This window comes from Streptococcus azizii (genome assembly GCF_001984715.1).
GTDB classification, from domain to species: Bacteria; Bacillota; Bacilli; order Lactobacillales; family Streptococcaceae; genus Streptococcus; species Streptococcus azizii.
Window position 1 is genome coordinate 67661 of the sequence record NZ_MSPR01000005.1, and the last position, 15440, is coordinate 83100.

Here is a 15440-nt window from a genome sequence, read left to right on the forward strand (position 1 = left end):
GAGAACCCTTTTGACCTGTCGGATTCTTTCCCACTCCCAGACTATGGTTGAGGTTCGTTGAATATCCTTTTATAACCCTTACAGTTTATCATAAAAGAGTCACCCATTTCAATTATACTCTTTCAAAATCAAAAGGATACCTTGTCAAGAGCCTCGGTGAATTGTAACTGAGTTCGGACTAAGGTCTGTGTGAAAAAGATAATTCTTCCTAGCTTCAAAGGTATGGTATACCTTTGAAGGCGGGAAATAGGAGTTTGCCTTAGCAAACTCTCAGCAACCCTCTGCGTCAGAATTCCTATTTTCACTTAGACCTTTTAACGTCCTCACATCTTAATGTAATTGAGTTCAGCCTACTGTTGATGTTTATTGAGTATAGATAGATTCCTTGTGCTGTTTTGGTTGAGTGCTAGCAACAAAGCGCAGGCACTTCTGATAAGAGGAAAGACGGAATCTTTTGAGTTTTAAAAAGTATTACTCTGCGACCATTTCCCCGAGGAACTACCCTACTGTTTGCTGAATCGCCTGCATGTGCGCATACAGCCCTCCGAGAGCTATCAGTTCCTCGTGATTCCCTCGCTCAACAATCTGTCCCTTGTCCAAGACTAAAATCTGGTCGGCATTTTGAATAGTCGACAGTCTATGGGCGATGATAAAGGTCGTCCGTCCCTCCTTGACCACTTCCATGGCATGCTGGATGATTTCTTCTGTCTCTGTATCAATATGAGAAGTTGCCTCATCCAAAATTAACATCTTGGGATCTGAGTATAGGGTACGGGCAAAGGCAATCAACTGGCGCTCTCCACTTGAAAAGGCAGCCCCCTTTTCAACCACAGGCTCATCGATTCCCTTCTCAAGCCGTCCGAGCAACTCCTTGGCGCCGACCTTTTCCAAAGACTCCACGACTTTTTGGCGATCCATCTCTTCTTCATTCATATTGACATTCGTAGCAATAGTCCCTGTAAATAGATAGGGGTCTTGTAGGACAATCCCCATGTGGCTGCGGACACTTTCACGTGCATAGTCTTTGATTGCTTGTCCGTCAATCCATATACTACCCTGCTGGGGATCATAGAAGCGGTAGAGGAGGTTCATAATAGAGGTCTTGCCTGATCCGGTATGGCCAACAAGGGCGATGGTCTCCCCTTTTCCAACCTCAAAGGAAATGTCCTGCAAAATAGGCTTCCCTTCTTCGTAGGCAAATTGCACACGATCAAAGACGACACGACCGTCTGTCACTAGCAAGCTAGCCTCACTATCGTCCTCAACAGCCTCTTCCAAGAGGGCGATCAAACGCTTTCCAGTCTCCAAGGATCGTAGCATATTGGGAAACTGCTGAACCAGACGTCCCATGGCATCAAATACATCAGCGATATAATTGATATAGACAAAGAGGAGACCTGCGGTCAACTGCCAATGACCTGCTAAAAACTGTTGCCCAATAACCGTCAGAACCAGGGTAATCACCAAGTATTTGACGAACTCTGTCATATTCCAAGTGGCTATGGACTGGGCCCATATCAGACGATTTTCAGCCTCTTTCATCTTGCTAGCCGTCTCTTCAAAGTCTTTCATGATCACTTCTTCCTGACCATAAAGCTGAATGAGACTCGCACCATTCATGGTTTCATTCACTTTGGCATTGATGTCACTTCTAGCATCATAAAAGTCTTTCATGGGTTGGTCGGTCAAGCGTTTGTAAAAGACTTGCAATCCATAAAATACTGGTAATAAGGCTAGTAACACCACTCCCAGCATACCATTCATATAGAAAATAATGCCATAGGTGAAGATGAGACGCACCAAATTATTGAAGATATAGACCAGGGTTGCATAGAACTGATTGCGCAATGTCTCTGTATCATTGACAATCCGTGTAGCAATCTTTCCTGCTGGCTTATCATCAAAATAAGAAATCGGTAAGCGCTGCATGTGATCGTAGGTTCGATTACGCAAATTTTCCGCAATCCGATTGGCACAATGCATCAATATCCGAGTCGAGAGATAAAAGAGGATACCACCGCCGATTATTAAGGCCATATAAGCTAGCAACCCCTGTAGAAAGTCCACTTGTTGCAGGACCAAGCCCTTGCTCAAATCAGTTATGGGTCCATCGATGATTCCTTGTAAGAGAATCGGTGAAAGGCGCACCAAGGTTGAAGCAGCAAGATAAAGGAGGACTCCTAGACCAAACAAGCCTTTGACACGGCGAATTTCTTTTAATAATGTAACAATGACTCTCATGCCTCTTCTCCTTCCTGACTTTGCTGACGTTGGTATTGTTCATAATACCAGCCCTCTTGTGCTAAGAGTTGTGCGGGAGTCCCTTCTTCAACGATAGCGCCATCCTCTAGGACCAAGACCCAATCCGCATGATGTACTGCAGACAGGCGATGCGTCACGATGATGTTGGTCTTACCTCTTCGCTCCCTCTGAATATTTTCAATAATCTGACGCTCTGTTCTCGCATCAACTGCCGAGAGAGAATCATCTAAGATGAGCAGATCGGGATTCCGTAAAAAAGCACGAGCTATGGATATCCGTTGCTTCTGTCCACCTGAAATAGATACCCCTCGCTCTCCGATGATGGTCTCTATTCCTTCTGACATTCTCTCCAAGTCCTTGGTAAAGTCCGCTGTTTCAATAGCGCGAACAATCTCATCCGTCTGACTATCTCGTTTTCCAAGTGCGATATTGTCACGAACGCTTTTTGAAAACAAGACATGTTCCTGAGGTACATACCCAATCTTACCTTCAATAGAATCCCGTTGGAAATTCAGCACCGATTTCCCATTGAGGGTAAAACGACCGCTACCAATCGGATATTGGCGCAGAAACTGGCGAATCAGGGTCGTCTTTCCTGCCCCTGTCTTTCCCACAATTCCGACTGTCTGACCAGCTTTCAAGGTCCAAGAAATCCCCGTTAGGCTATTGCGCTCTGACTGCGGGTAACGAAAAGCATAGTTCTCAAACGCCACCTCATGTAGATCGGATAGCCACTCTGTCCCATCTTCTTCCATGTCATCGCCCGTGTCGATCAACTCCTGCAATTTAGTAAAAGAGGTTTTTCCTGTCTGGTAAACCAAGATAAAGTCCGACAGCATCCAAAACGGTTCCAACAGCGATACCGTATATAGTTGCAAGGCGATGACTTGTCCCAGTGATACCTGACCTCGCTCTAAGAAAATAGCTCCCAGCCATAGAATCGCAACTGTCGCAAGTCCCAACAAAATCGTTGCCAGTGGATTATACAAGGATTGCAGGGCCATAATAGTATCCCCACGACGTGCCAGTTTCCGAGTACGCTCTTGAAATTTGCGCTTCTGCTGTTCCTTCTTACTATAGGCCCTCGTAACACGAATCCCCTCAACGACTTCTAACACCTCATCGTTCAGACTAGCAACCGCTTCTCGATTAGCCGCTACTGCCTGCTCTTGCCGTTGACCAACCACATAAATTGCCACAACCAACAGCAGCATCGGAATCAAAGCTATTAGACTGATCTGCCATGAGATAAAAAACATGGTCGGAATGATAAAGGCAATCATCCCTCCTGCGTAGACAACAATCATGAGACCGTAGCCCACCATGTCCATCAAGCCCTCTACATCCGTTGAAAAGCGCGTCATCACATCACCCGCTCGAAATTTTTCATAGAAGGGAGTCCGCATGACCACTAGCTTGTGAAAGGACTGCTGCTGCATGTCAAACTTAAACTGCACCGATGACTGAAATAGCTTGAGGTGCCAGATGTAAGCTGTAATGTAGGTTAGGATGGTCACTCCTAACAAGAGCAGCATATCCTGTACCAGATTGGTCAAGGTCAGATTCCCTTGACCAATCTTATCCACCAATCCCTGAATAATTCTTGTTGGAATCAACAAGCAGGCATCATAAATTATCAAGGTAATCGCAACGAGCAAGTACAGCCACTTGTGTTGCCCTACATACCGCATAATTAGTTTTATCATTATCTTCTCCTTGCGTTTCTAAAAAAGCATACAAAAAACCCGAGATAGAATAGCTCCATCCCGAGTCCCTAAAATCCACAAAAAGACACTAAGGCCAATACTTAGAAAGGAGTCTATTACAAAAAACATAGCCAGTCATTCCTACATTGTTGTTCATTGTTGCTCTCCTTTCATTTTTATATATACCTATCATTCTAACAGAATCTTTCAGAATGTCAAGGACTACTTGACTTTTTTAGGGAGAAATTGGTCTTACCTACATTCTCAAAGTAAGCTCTAGTCTGTCACCAAAGCTGGACATTAGACTGAGACAAAAAAATAAGGTAGAACTTACTATGGGACAAGTTGGTAACGAACAATGCTGAAGTTGTCTGATACCCAATAAAGAAGCTGCAAGAATGTCCTACAGCAAAATAGACGCTATAATTGGATTAAAAAACACTAAAAACCCTTGATAAACAAGGGTTTTTAGTCCTACTGTATGCTAGTTGCCGGGATTGAACCGGCGACCTCATCCTTACCATGGATGCGCTCTACCGACTGAGCTAAACCAGCAATAACAGTAGTATAGCAGGAAAAAAATGATTTGTCAATCACTCCCGCAGATTTATTTTTCCCTATTTACCTGCGCAAATTCTCAAAGTAAGTTCTAGTCTGTTACCAAAACTGGACATTAGACTAAGACAAAAAATAAGGTAGAACTTACTATGGGACAAGTTGGTAATGAACAATGAAAACACCTATTTTCTTTTGCTTACCATCAGCTATATAAGCAGAGAAAAAGGCGAACTGTAGCCTTTTCATTTGCTTGTCAACTTTGGTTAGCGGATAAGTAATACTCAATAAACATCAAAAGTAGACTAAGATACAAAGGGCGTGTAAAAAGCGACTGAAAATTAGGAAACATGACGAAGAAGTGTAACTTCTAGGAATGTTTATCTATTTTCCGAGCTTTTAGCCCGTGTTCAGTTAAGATGTGAAGCCGTCAAAAAACCGAATGAAAAATATACAATCGAAGCAGGTTGTCTTGCAACCAATGAGATTTATCCCTAAAGGGATTCCCAGCTGTAATCGGCTAAAGCCGAAACAGTTGCCTATCTTTTTTCCGAGCTTTTAGCCCGTGTTCAGTTAAGATGTGAAGCCGTCAAAAAACCGAATGAAAAATGGGAGGCTGCCGCAGTGTTCAATGAACACAAGAAAGCCTGTCTTTTCTCCGAGGTTTTAGGCTGAACTCAATTACACAAGATGTGAGGACGTTAAAAGGTCTAAGTGAAAATAGGAATTCTGACGCAGAGTCTAACAGAGAGTTTGCTGAGGCAAACTCCTATTTCCCGCCTTCAAAGGTATACCATACCTTTGAAGCTAGGAAGAATTATCTTTTTCGCACAGACCTTAGTCCGAACTCAATTACACAAGATGTGAAACCGTTAAAAAACCGAATGAAAAATATACAATCGAAGCAGGTTGTCTTGCAACCAATGAGATTTATCCCTAAAGGGATTCCCAGCTGTAATCGGCTAAAGCCGAAACAGTTGCCTATCTTTTTTCCGAGCTTTTAGCCCGTGTTCAGTTAAGATGTGAAGCCGTCAAAAAACCGAATGAAAAATGGGAGGCTGCCGCAGTGTTCAATGAACACAAGAAAGCCTGTCTTTTCTCCGAGGTTTTAGGCTGAACTCAATTACACAAGATGTGAGGACGTTAAAAGGTCTAAGTGAAAATAGGAATTCTGACGCAGAGTCTAACAGAGAGTTTGCTGAGGCAAACTCCTATTTCCCGCCTTCAAAGGTATACCATACCTTTGAAGCTAGGAAGAATTATCTTTTTCGCACAGACCTTAGTCCGAACTCAATTACACAAGATGTGAAACCGTTAAAAAACCGAATGAAAAATATACAATCGAAGCAGGTTGTCTTGCAACCAATGAGATTTATCCCTAAAGGGATTCCCAGCTGTAATCGGCTAAAGCCGAAACAGTTGCCTATCTTTTTTCCGAGCTTTTAGCCCGTGTTCAATTCGTCAAGATACGAGAGCGTAAAACAACTCCTAGACAAAATAGGAAATATGACGAGTGAAAAGCTCCAGTGGAGGTTTTCAGCCTATTTCCTAGCTTTTCTGCTTTTTGGCTCAAACTTCTATGGTCACTTTCTGATTTTTAGGTGACCAGTTTCAACAGTTCACCGAACTGTTGAAATCCCCTGACTATTTCTATCCCAAAGGGATTCTCATCTGTAATCAGCTAAAGCTGAAACAGCTGCCTATCTTTTTTGCACAGAGTTTAGGGCGTGTTCAGTTAAGATGTGAAGCCGTCAAAAAACCGACTGAAAAATAGGAGGCTGCCGCAGTGTTCGATGAACACAAGAAAGCCTATCTTTTTTCCGAGGTTTTAGGCTGAACTCAGTTACACAAGATGTGAGGACGTTAAAAGGTCTAAGTGAAAATAGGAATTCTGACGCAGAGTCTAAAGACTCTAGGAAGAATTATCTTTTTCGCACAGACCTTAGTCCGAACTCAATTACACAAGATGTGAAGCCGTCAAAAAACCGACTGAAAAATAGGGGGCTGCCGCAGTGTTCAATGAACACAAGAAAGCCTGTCTTTTTTCCGAGGTTTTAGGCTGAACTCAGTTACACAAGATGTGAGGATGTTAAAAGGTCTAAGTGAAAATAGGAATTCTGACGCAGAGTCTAAAGACTCTAGGAAGAATTATCTTTTTCGCACAGACCTTAGTCCGAACTCAGTTACACATAAGATACAAAGCCCGTTACAAACTCAAAGCGAAAATAGGAAATATGACGAGTGAAAAGCTCCAGTGGAGGTTTTCAGCCTATTTCCTAGCTTTTCTGCTTTTTGGCTCAAACTTCTGTGGTCACTTTCGTATTTCTAGGTGACCAGTTTCAACAGTTCACCGAACTGTTGAAATCCCCTGACTATTTCTATCCCAAAGGGATTCTCATCTGTAATCAGCTAAAGCTGAAACAGCTGCCTATCTTTTTTGCACAGAGTTTAGGGCGTGTTCAGTTAAGATGTGAAGCCGTCAAAAAACCGACTGAAAAATAGGAGGCTGCCGCAGTGTTCGATGAACACAAGAAAGCCTATCTTTTTTCCGAGGTTTTAGGCTGAACTCAGTTACACAAGATGTGAGGACGTTAAAAGGTCTAAGTGAAAATAGGAATTCTGACGCAGAGTCTAAAGACTCTAGGAAGAATTATCTTTTTCGCACAGACCTTAGTCCGAACTCAATTACACAAGATGTGAAGCCGTCAAAAAACCGAATGAAAAATAGGGGGCTGCCGCAGTGTTCGATGAACACAAGAAAGCCTGTCTTTTTTCCGAGATTTTAGGCTAAACTCAGTTACACATAAGATACAAAGCCCGTTACAAACTCAAAGCGAAAATAGGAAATCTGACGAAGAGTTGTTAGACTCTAGGAAGATTTGTCTTTTTCGCACAGAGTTTAGGGCGTGTTCAATTCACCGAGACTCTTGACAAGGTATCCTTTTGATTTTTAAAGAGTATAACGCTTAGGCAAGCTACTGGTTCATCTTCTCTCTCCGCCTGTCTGCCACTCTTGATTACGAATGACTTAGCCCGAATGCTCCTACCACTTCCGTCCCATCTGACAGCACGATGGACTCCATATTGTTGAGAAGAAAGCCCTCTGCTGTCTCACTGTAGGTCAAGCGCAGGGTCGCAGTCCCCTGTTCGGTATAGGACTTGCCATCCCGCTTGTCCTTTTCTTCTAAAATCAGTTGGGAATAGTGGACTTGGGCAATGGCTACCTGATGCTCACTATCGATATAGATGGTAGCCTCCTGATAGACGCGGTCCACCACATAGCCCTGATAGGTCTTTTCAAGGGGCTTGTCCTCTTCTGATACTGTAGCGGTATACAAGCCTTCTGTCATAAACGGCTTGTAGCGCTTGCGGTTTTCTCCCAAATCCCTCCGGGTGTAATAGACCACCAAAAAATCCTCCACATCGCTACGCTCCAGCTCCTGTTGGGGAGCTGTTGCTTCTTGTTGCTTGGTCTGGGTCGTGGTCACCTGCTCTTGCTTTGCCTTGGACTGGCTAGACGCCGTCCCATAGCCTAAGGCAAAGACGAGAACCAAGGCAAGAAGCCCTCCCCCTATCTTGATAGCCTTTATCAATCCTTCATTATACATCGTTTGACTTGTCTTCCTTTCTTAGTTTGGTGTGATGAAATAGATGCCTGCTTGAGGAGCGAGAACCCGCCAACTAAAGCTGTAGATTCCACCTGCCGCATTCATCTCGCTCATGAGAAATGTGCCGTCGCTTCCTACTGCCTCACAAAAGCCCACGTGGCCATAGACCGGGTGGCTCCCTCCTACTCCTGCCAGAAAGACTACCGCAGAGCCTGCTCTTGGCTCAGTTGTTATCCGATAGCCTCGCAGTTGACTAGAGGTCACCCAGTTGGTCGCATTGCCTAGGTAAGGGTCAATGGGCTGGCCAATCTGATAGAAGCGGTTATAAACATACCAGGTACAATTCCCCAAGGCATAGGCATTGCCGGGATAGCCCTGCCCCTCCAAAATCGCCTGATCACTCGGTAATCCGTAAGGGAGTTTGTCCTTGTAGGCTGCTGGCACTGTCTGGCTAGCGCTTCCTGTATTGCTTGTTCCCCCCTTCAAGTAGCCTTCCCACTGCCTCGCTGACTGCCTTCTAGCGGCCAACTTATCTCCGGAGTTGCCCTCCCACTTGATGAGAAAGGCTAGGGTCAAGTCATCCGTTGAGGCGTCACTCGTGAGAATATCCCGCACCACCGCCTGGTAATAAGGACTATCCCCATGAAGCATAAAGTCCAGCTGCAGCTCCAAGTCATACCACTTCTTTTGCCTGCTCTTGGCATAATCTAGTAATAGGGTATGCCTCCTAGAGCCATCTGCCGTATCCGTCCACTGGCCCAGACCAAGCCCTCGGTGGAGGATATTGGGATAGCTCCCACGATAGATGGCTGGTCCATTCATGGATAACCAATTCGGATCATCCCAGGAAGAAGGACTAGCACCAATCGGAGGAGGGAGATAGTCCCCTTCTGCCCGTTTGGCGGTGATACTACTTTCGACGTCAAAGTTGCCCAACATAGAAGCGAGACCCGTAAGAGATAGGCTCTTGCCTTCCCGTTGGAGTTCCCTGCTCAGGTAGTTCTTAATCAACTGCACCCTCTGCGCCTTTCCCGCATCCACATCGATGGCGGTGAGGTAGGTATCCTCTAGGTAGCGGACTGACTTGAAATAAAAGCCGGGATTGACATAAAACCAGTCCTCTCGTGGTGCTGGATTCCAGTTGGTCAAGGTCGATTTGGGTGTATAGGACAGCTTCTTTTGATAGGAAATCCGTTGGTCTCCTACGGGGTGGCTTTGCCCAATTTGGGTGCCTGTCTCCACTTCTTGGCCGTCTGTGACTCGGATACTAGTGACCTGATAAAAGGTAAACTTGGCATCGGGTGCCTCAATGGTCACAGCTCTGTCCTTGACGCTGACCCTCCCCCTTAAAGGAGCGTAGAGAGGATGGTTACCTGCTAGGGCAAGCAGGGTGGTATCCGTCTTTTTATCCCTTGTTTGATAGCCAAAGCGCTCCTTGATGTTCAGGGCTTCCTCAGCCTTTGGGTCCTCCTCTAAGTAAAAGGGATTGTCCAGCTCTAGGATCATGGCAAACTTGCCCAACTCCTTGGCTCCTTCCATCAGCTCCTCAAAGGCTGCTTGTTCCTCCTTAGAAAGGCTATACTTGGCCTTTTCCTGACGATAGAGGTCTTGGATGGTCTTGAGTTGGCTAGGATCCTGGTTCAAGTCCTTCCACAAGCCCTCCACATAGGTCCGTCCTGCATGTTGGTCCATAAAGTGGTAGTTGGCGTCTAGCCTGGGGTCTTCATGGATGGTGTCATAGCGGTAGTGGAGGTAGAGAAGCGGGTCCTCCCAGTTGGTAGAGTAGACCACTTTATCTGTTGACTGCTTCCGGTCCAACTGGGTCATGTAGAGATAGGTTTCATTCAAGTCATACTCACTCTGAATGGGAAAGGTCTGTCCCAGAACACCTGCGACAATGAGCAGTAAGAGAAGCACTCCACCAAGCCCCCATAAGCCCCACTTGACGACACCGCTCGGCAGGGCGACTAGCACCCTTTTGGTCAAGAAGCCCCAAGCCTCTCGCTTGGCAACCTTGGTCCTTTGCTTCTTGGGGGAGAACCTCTTCTTTTTAGCTATCTCCTCCCTACTGGATGGAGACAACCAGCGGGATTTGGCGCTGGTGGACAGCCTTGAGGAAACCGCTGATAGACTACGGTTCACCTCATGAAAGAGCCTCCCTCCCTTTCTCACTTCCTGCTTGAGGGTCGGCTCTTCTTCTGGGCTGTCCTCCTGAAGCAGGTTCTCTGCGATCAGTTGCCGGGCTTCAAATCGCACACGCCTCCCCCATCGTGAGGAAAGTCCCCTGCTCTTTGAAAGAGAGGAGAGGGACGCTACTGCTTGAGGCAGAGGCTCCTTGTGCAAGCCCTTCCTTGGTTTTGGCTTTTTCGGGGAAAGAGGTCCTGGTAAAGCTGGTTGATGGAGTCCCCTTCCCACCTGCTTTCGTAGCTTCTCTATTTCTGTTTTCGAGACCTTCTTCAAAAGAGACACCTTGGAGCTGGTTTCCATCTTCTTCCAATTCCGCTGGGACATGGATAGCCGGTTCCGCTGAGAGGAGGAACTCTCAAGTTGTGTCTGGTCTTTCTGAAGCTGGATTGTGTCCTTTTCGTCCATCAGATGCCCTCCTTTCTCCCCGTCAAGCATCGGTCGCAATCAGCTGATAGAGCTTGGAATCCTTAGGGATCGGATTCTCAAAGGGGACAATGATGTCTCCTGCCACTATCAAGCCGGTTCCCTTGTCCTTGGGACGCTCGATATAGCGGGCTTGTTGCTCGGTTAATTTCACAATTTTCTTGGCCTCTGTCAGGGCTAGATTCTCTAGTTTTAAGAGAATCTTAAACTGGCTATTGCCCAGGAGCTTGCGTCCTTGTGGGGAAGCCGTTAGCGTCTCTGGCATCTGGGTAATCCCTGTGGGGACACAGCCATATTTGCGAATCCGCGACCAGAGGTGATTGAAGTAGGTCCCTTGGTATTCTTCCTCAAAGTAGAGCTGTAACTCATCAAAGTAGAACCAAATGGTCTCCCCCTTGGCCCGGGCCTCAACGACCTGGTTCCAGATGAAATCTTGAATGACCAAGAGGGCAAAATGCTTGAGCTGGCCAGACAGGCGCTGGAGGTTGAAGATGATAAAGCGGTTGTCTAGGTTCACAGAGGTCGCCCTTGAAAAAAGGCTATAGCTTCCTAGAGTATAGATTTCTAGCTTCAAGGCCAGCTGCTGGGCGGCGGCTTCTTCCTGTTCCTCTAAGACGCGGTGCCACTCCTTGAGGGTGGGCTTGTCATAGCGCTGATAGGTTTCCTTGGTCACCCGGTCAATCAGAGAGACCGTCTCATCCCCAAACTCGGACAACAGACTGGTAAAGAGGGTGATCAAAAAATTGGACTTATCCCCCTCTAAGTCTCCATCCCCCTCAAGGAGCTGATCCCGATTTGGCAGGTCCATAAGGTTGAAAGAGGTCTCTGTCCCGACTGAAATGTCAATGATTTCTGCCCCAAATTCCTGCCCAATATCCAGGTACTCTGCCTCTGGGTCGATGACAATGACCTTATCCCTCTTGTATTTTAAGAGGGTCGAGATGATTTCATTTTTCGCAACGACCGACTTGCCCGAGCCAGACGCTCCTAGAATCACTCCCCCTGCCGCTAGAAGGTCCTTTTTTCGGTCGATAGAGATGATATTATGGGACACTTGGTGCTGGCCATAGTAGCGGGCATTGGGACTCTTTGAGATACAATCCACCGAGGCAAAGGGAATCTGGGTCGCTAGGTTGGCCGTGGTCATGCTTCTAGGAAAGACCTTCTTGATGCGGACATTCTGTTTCAAGTCGAGGTAGTTCTTGCCAATGGGCAAAAGCGTATTGAGGGCTTCTTCCTGATGGTAGTAGATTTCCCCAAAGCGAACCCCGACCTTGCGCCCTGCTCGCTCAATCCTTTTTTGGTAGAGGGCGAGTTCTTCTGCACTCTCTGCCTGAAAGTGAACCAGAATCAAGCCCCGGAAGATTTTCTGGTCCCGCTCTCGAACCTCCCGTCGCCACTTGCTGGCTTCAGAGAAATCCTCCGAAGCCTGCGTTTCCAAGGACAAATCGAGCGGAACACTACTTTTCTTGGCAGAGCGAATCTGTTCTAAGATGGCTTCCGACTGGCTCCCCTCAATCTCCTCTAGTACCTCTCCTGTATCATAAGCCTGGGCCTGAATGGAGATGGCAAGCTCAATCCCAGCCGAGGTCAATTCCTTCACCAAGTCATCCTCCATGGACTTGGGGTAGTATTTGATGTAGAGGGTTTTGCCTACTTTCTGATTGATCGTGACATCCTGTCGCCCAAATTCCATCAAGTCTGGAGCGATAAAGTCCTTACTGGTCAGACCTGAAATCCGCAGGTCATCATAGGTATAGGACAGGGTTTCCTCCCCATTTAAAATCTCAGAAAAAACAGACAGACGCTCCATCTCTGACAAGGCTCTAAAGGAAACACCGATTGTCTTATAGAGATTCTCCAGTGTGACCCCGGTGTCCTGGAGGGCGAGCTGGGCTTGTTTGCGACTATCTGCCTCCTGAGAAAGGGTGATGTATTTTTGAATTTCAAAGTTGTTGCTTGAAATGCTAAAGCGCTCTGCTATCTGTTGGTTTAACTCCAGGCGGTAGACATCGCCTGCATCATGAGCAGGCTCGTACAAGACCTGCTTTAGGACGTCCTCCTTGACCCTACGATTGAGGATCAAGAGCTGTAGGCTCGCTCCTGCATCGAGGGCATTAAAGGCCTTGGCATGGGCTTCTCCTATCATCAGCTGTTGGTCATACTCAGCCGCAAGATAGGAGGCATCGCCTAGTTGGTAGGTGGTGGAATACCGATCCCCCACAATGTGCATCAGCCCTCCCTGAAACAAACTGGTGTAGGCGAGGGTATTTTGGGTCGTGGGCTTCTTTTGGCGCTTCAAGCGCTCTGCCCTAGCCTCTTCAGACGGGGTCCGTTTCCCTGACTGTTTTTGCTTGAATAAAATCACGTGCGTGATACTCCTTTCTAGTATGGTCTTCCATCTGGTAGAGTCTCCTCTTGATGAGGAGGAAGAAATAAAAGCGCTCGACTAAAGAGAGCTTTTTATCAATCCCCAGACCAAAGATAATGGTGGGGGTGAATAAACACAGGGTGACTACCACAACCAGGAGGTCGGGATACCCAAAGAAAAAGAGGAGGGTGGTCACACTGAGCGTCACCACAGCTCCTATGATGAGCAGTAATCCTCTCTTTGTGAAGTGAAAGAAAACAGGCTTGTCCTCCTTGACAAAGTCATCTAAAAATAGCGAACCTAATCTCTTCATCTGCTTATACCCCCAATAACTGTCTCATTCTGCGCCCTACTCCTACAATGGTCATGATATAGATAACCCCTTGGAAGATAGATAAGAGGGCTACTCCATACTGAATCGATGCAATATCTACTGCTAAAACGAGGAGATTGGTTGAAAAGAGGGCTGCATAGATAAGGCTTACTACTGTCAGCCCGAGGGCAATCAGCACATAGGAGGCAAAATACTTCAAAAAGTGGACGGCAATGGAGCGAAGCGTCTCATTGATCATAGAAGGAAGCAAGACTGGCGCTATGGCCTTGAAGAAATAAAGCTCCAGATACCGTAGGAAGTTGATGAGTGTTGAGATGAGATTGGCCACCAGTGACACCCCTCCTCCAATAAGGCTTAGCACCATCTTCACTGGCCCCTTTACTGTTCCAAGCTCAAAGACATAGGTGTAGTCTTCTGCTTTCACCGCCTTTGAAACGAGATGTACCCCACTATCTAAGAGCCACATCAGCCCATCTAAAATCGGGGCAGAATACTGCATCAGAAACCAACACGCTAGGTACTTGAAGGCTATCTCCAGCCAGAGCTTCATCGGGATTTTCTTGCCCATTGTGCCACCCACCAGCTCATACCATTTCATCATTTCGATCAAGAGGAAGAGCGCAAGGAGGATATTGCCTAGGACCAAAAGTGCCTTGTTTATAGCAAGGACGGACTGGTTGACGACTGGATTGTAGGTCGCTAAACTTTTGGTCAGCTCTGAAACATCTAGTGTCATACTAGCCCTCCTTAAAATGTGATGGCTCGAATAGCGGCCACAATCCCTGCCGCTATTGAGGCAGAAAAGGCCGCGAGGGCAAAGCCATTGATAATCCCTTCTTGGCCTTCGTCTATCTGTTCAGGGCGCTTGTTTTTGCGCCCTGCAAAGAGGTTGTATACGCCAAACAACATCCAAAAGAGGCCTGATACAGCCATCAGCCCTCCCACCAACGTGACAATCTTAACTGCTAGATCCATCTGTCGTCTCTCCTTGTCTTGTTTCTATGTAGTGTAGGGCTTCTGTTAAAGCCCTCCGTTCTTCTTCCTTGAGGGTAATCCCTCGGCTCAATTTCCCATTGGGACTCCATTTGCGGAGATCCCAGACAGCCGGTTTTCCATTATAGGAAATCCGATTCAATTCCTTGGTCCAACCGTTGGAATCGGTCGATAAGACCGCAATGCGTTCCAACACCTGAAAGCTAAAGGATTTCTTGTTTTCCTCTGTCATTGGAACTCCTTTCTAACAAAAAAGAGCAGGCAACTAGGCTCTGCTCTTGTATAAAATAAGTACACTATTGATCAAATTGTGGTGGTTTTTTTATCATTCTGACACAAGATAGTATCATCGCTAACAAAATCAATATACAACCTTCTATTTTCCAATGAAAAAAGAAATGAGATTCAACCCAATTTAGCAGTTGGTCTGACAGTTCCTTGTTCGAGAACATAAATTCAAAAACAACGCTTGTAATACAGACTACCAATATTCCCACAGCCTTCATCACTGTATAGATGATAACAAACTTTATAAATAGCCGTATCGCTTGAAGAATATAAAAAGTAATGTAAGCTGGAATCGCCAAAATATGTAGCCATCTCTTCATCTGACTCTTAGATGGCGAAACTTGTTGGTAGTCCGTATAGCGGTTGCTCGTATTCGTAAAATAGTCAGCATTACTCTCTTTTCTATCGTCTGCTTGTGAAAATGAATGTTCTTGCCTAGATTGGTTCTGTTCTTCCCAATACAGTTCAGCATCATACTGTGAACGACTATCCACATCGCCCAATACTTCATAGGCTGTCACTACCCATTTAAAATACTCTTCCGCATCCTCACTCTTATTTACATCAGGATGGTATTTTTGGGCTAGATATTTATACATTCGCTTAATCGTTTCCTGTGAAGCTGTTCTTGATACTTCCAAAATCTCATAATAATTTCTCATAACCACCACCTGCAAACTATAAAGCTAGAATAGTAATAAGCTCTCAGAAAG

11 protein-coding genes and 1 tRNA gene are annotated in these 15440 nt (G+C 46.0%); all 12 read right to left on the reverse strand.

The genetic code is table 11. The annotated features are described in order from the left end of the window. Positions 1–498 precede the first annotated feature (498 nt). Entirely contained in the window at positions 499–2241 is a 1743-nt protein-coding gene (locus BVE84_RS03820) for an ABC transporter ATP-binding protein (protein ID WP_076995764.1), read from the reverse strand. Then, on the reverse strand, positions 2238–3968 hold the full coding sequence (locus BVE84_RS03825) for an ABC transporter ATP-binding protein (protein ID WP_076995765.1): 1731 nt from the start codon (positions 3966–3968) through the stop codon (positions 2238–2240). The genes BVE84_RS03820 and BVE84_RS03825 overlap by 4 nt, the downstream gene beginning before the upstream one ends. Positions 3969–4450: 482 nt before the next feature. After that, positions 4451–4523, reverse strand: a tRNA-Thr gene (locus tag BVE84_RS03830). 3017 nt (positions 4524–7540) lie between these two features. After that, positions 7541–8131 carry a hypothetical protein gene (locus BVE84_RS03840; RefSeq protein ID WP_076995767.1) on the reverse strand — a complete coding sequence of 197 codons (591 nt, stop codon included), beginning with the start codon at positions 8129–8131 and terminating at the stop codon, positions 7541–7543. A 21-nt stretch (positions 8132–8152) separates the two neighbouring features. Then, positions 8153–10387: a phage tail tip lysozyme gene (locus tag BVE84_RS03845; RefSeq protein WP_158071998.1), complete on the reverse strand. Its 2235-nt coding sequence runs from the start codon at positions 10385–10387 to the stop codon at positions 8153–8155. After that, the gene (locus tag BVE84_RS10845) at positions 10377–10628 is read right to left on the reverse strand and encodes a hypothetical protein (protein WP_158071999.1); all 252 of its coding nucleotides are present in this window, start codon (positions 10626–10628) and stop codon (positions 10377–10379) included. Before BVE84_RS10845 ends, BVE84_RS03845 begins: the two co-directional genes overlap by 11 nt. A 117-nt stretch (positions 10629–10745) precedes the next feature. Then, positions 10746–13109 carry a VirB4-like conjugal transfer ATPase, CD1110 family gene (locus BVE84_RS03850; RefSeq protein WP_076995769.1) on the reverse strand — a complete coding sequence of 788 codons (2364 nt, stop codon included), beginning with the start codon at positions 13107–13109 and terminating at the stop codon, positions 10746–10748. Further along, positions 13063–13425, reverse strand: a complete 363-nt coding sequence (locus tag BVE84_RS03855; RefSeq protein WP_076995770.1) for a hypothetical protein — start codon at positions 13423–13425, stop codon at positions 13063–13065. The genes BVE84_RS03850 and BVE84_RS03855 overlap by 47 nt, the downstream gene beginning before the upstream one ends. Before the next feature lie 4 nt (positions 13426–13429). Next, positions 13430–14182, reverse strand: a complete 753-nt coding sequence (locus tag BVE84_RS03860) for a hypothetical protein (protein ID WP_076995771.1) — start codon at positions 14180–14182, stop codon at positions 13430–13432. An 11-nt stretch (positions 14183–14193) separates the two neighbouring features. Next, positions 14194–14421, reverse strand: coding sequence for a hypothetical protein (locus tag BVE84_RS03865; protein WP_076995772.1), 228 nt, complete (start codon positions 14419–14421; stop codon positions 14194–14196). Continuing rightward, complete coding sequence (locus BVE84_RS03870; protein ID WP_076995773.1) at positions 14405–14671, reverse strand: YdbC family protein; 267 nt, start codon at positions 14669–14671, stop codon at positions 14405–14407. The genes BVE84_RS03865 and BVE84_RS03870 overlap by 17 nt, the downstream gene beginning before the upstream one ends. A 64-nt stretch (positions 14672–14735) precedes the next feature. Next, positions 14736–15389: a DnaJ domain-containing protein gene (locus BVE84_RS03875; protein WP_076995774.1), complete on the reverse strand. Its 654-nt coding sequence runs from the start codon at positions 15387–15389 to the stop codon at positions 14736–14738. Positions 15390–15440: the final 51 nt, after the last annotated feature.

Excerpts from the sequence above, each read along its gene's own strand:
- BVE84_RS03870 (WP_076995773.1), bottom strand. The coding sequence starts at position 14,671 with ATGACAGAGGAAAACAAGAAATCCTTTAGCTTTCAGGTGTTGGAACGC.
- BVE84_RS03865 (WP_076995772.1), bottom strand. The coding sequence starts at position 14,421 with ATGGATCTAGCAGTTAAGATTGTCACGTTGGTGGGAGGGCTGATGGCT.
- BVE84_RS03825 (WP_076995765.1), bottom strand. The coding sequence starts at position 3,968 with ATGATAAAACTAATTATGCGGTATGTAGGGCAACACAAGTGGCTGTAC.
- BVE84_RS03855 (WP_076995770.1), bottom strand. The coding sequence starts at position 13,425 with ATGAAGAGATTAGGTTCGCTATTTTTAGATGACTTTGTCAAGGAGGAC.
- BVE84_RS03820 (WP_076995764.1), bottom strand. The coding sequence starts at position 2,241 with ATGAGAGTCATTGTTACATTATTAAAAGAAATTCGCCGTGTCAAAGGC.
- BVE84_RS03875 (WP_076995774.1), bottom strand. The coding sequence starts at position 15,389 with ATGAGAAATTATTATGAGATTTTGGAAGTATCAAGAACAGCTTCACAG.
- BVE84_RS03860 (WP_076995771.1), bottom strand. The coding sequence starts at position 14,182 with ATGACACTAGATGTTTCAGAGCTGACCAAAAGTTTAGCGACCTACAAT.
- BVE84_RS03840 (WP_076995767.1), bottom strand. The coding sequence starts at position 8,131 with ATGTATAATGAAGGATTGATAAAGGCTATCAAGATAGGGGGAGGGCTT.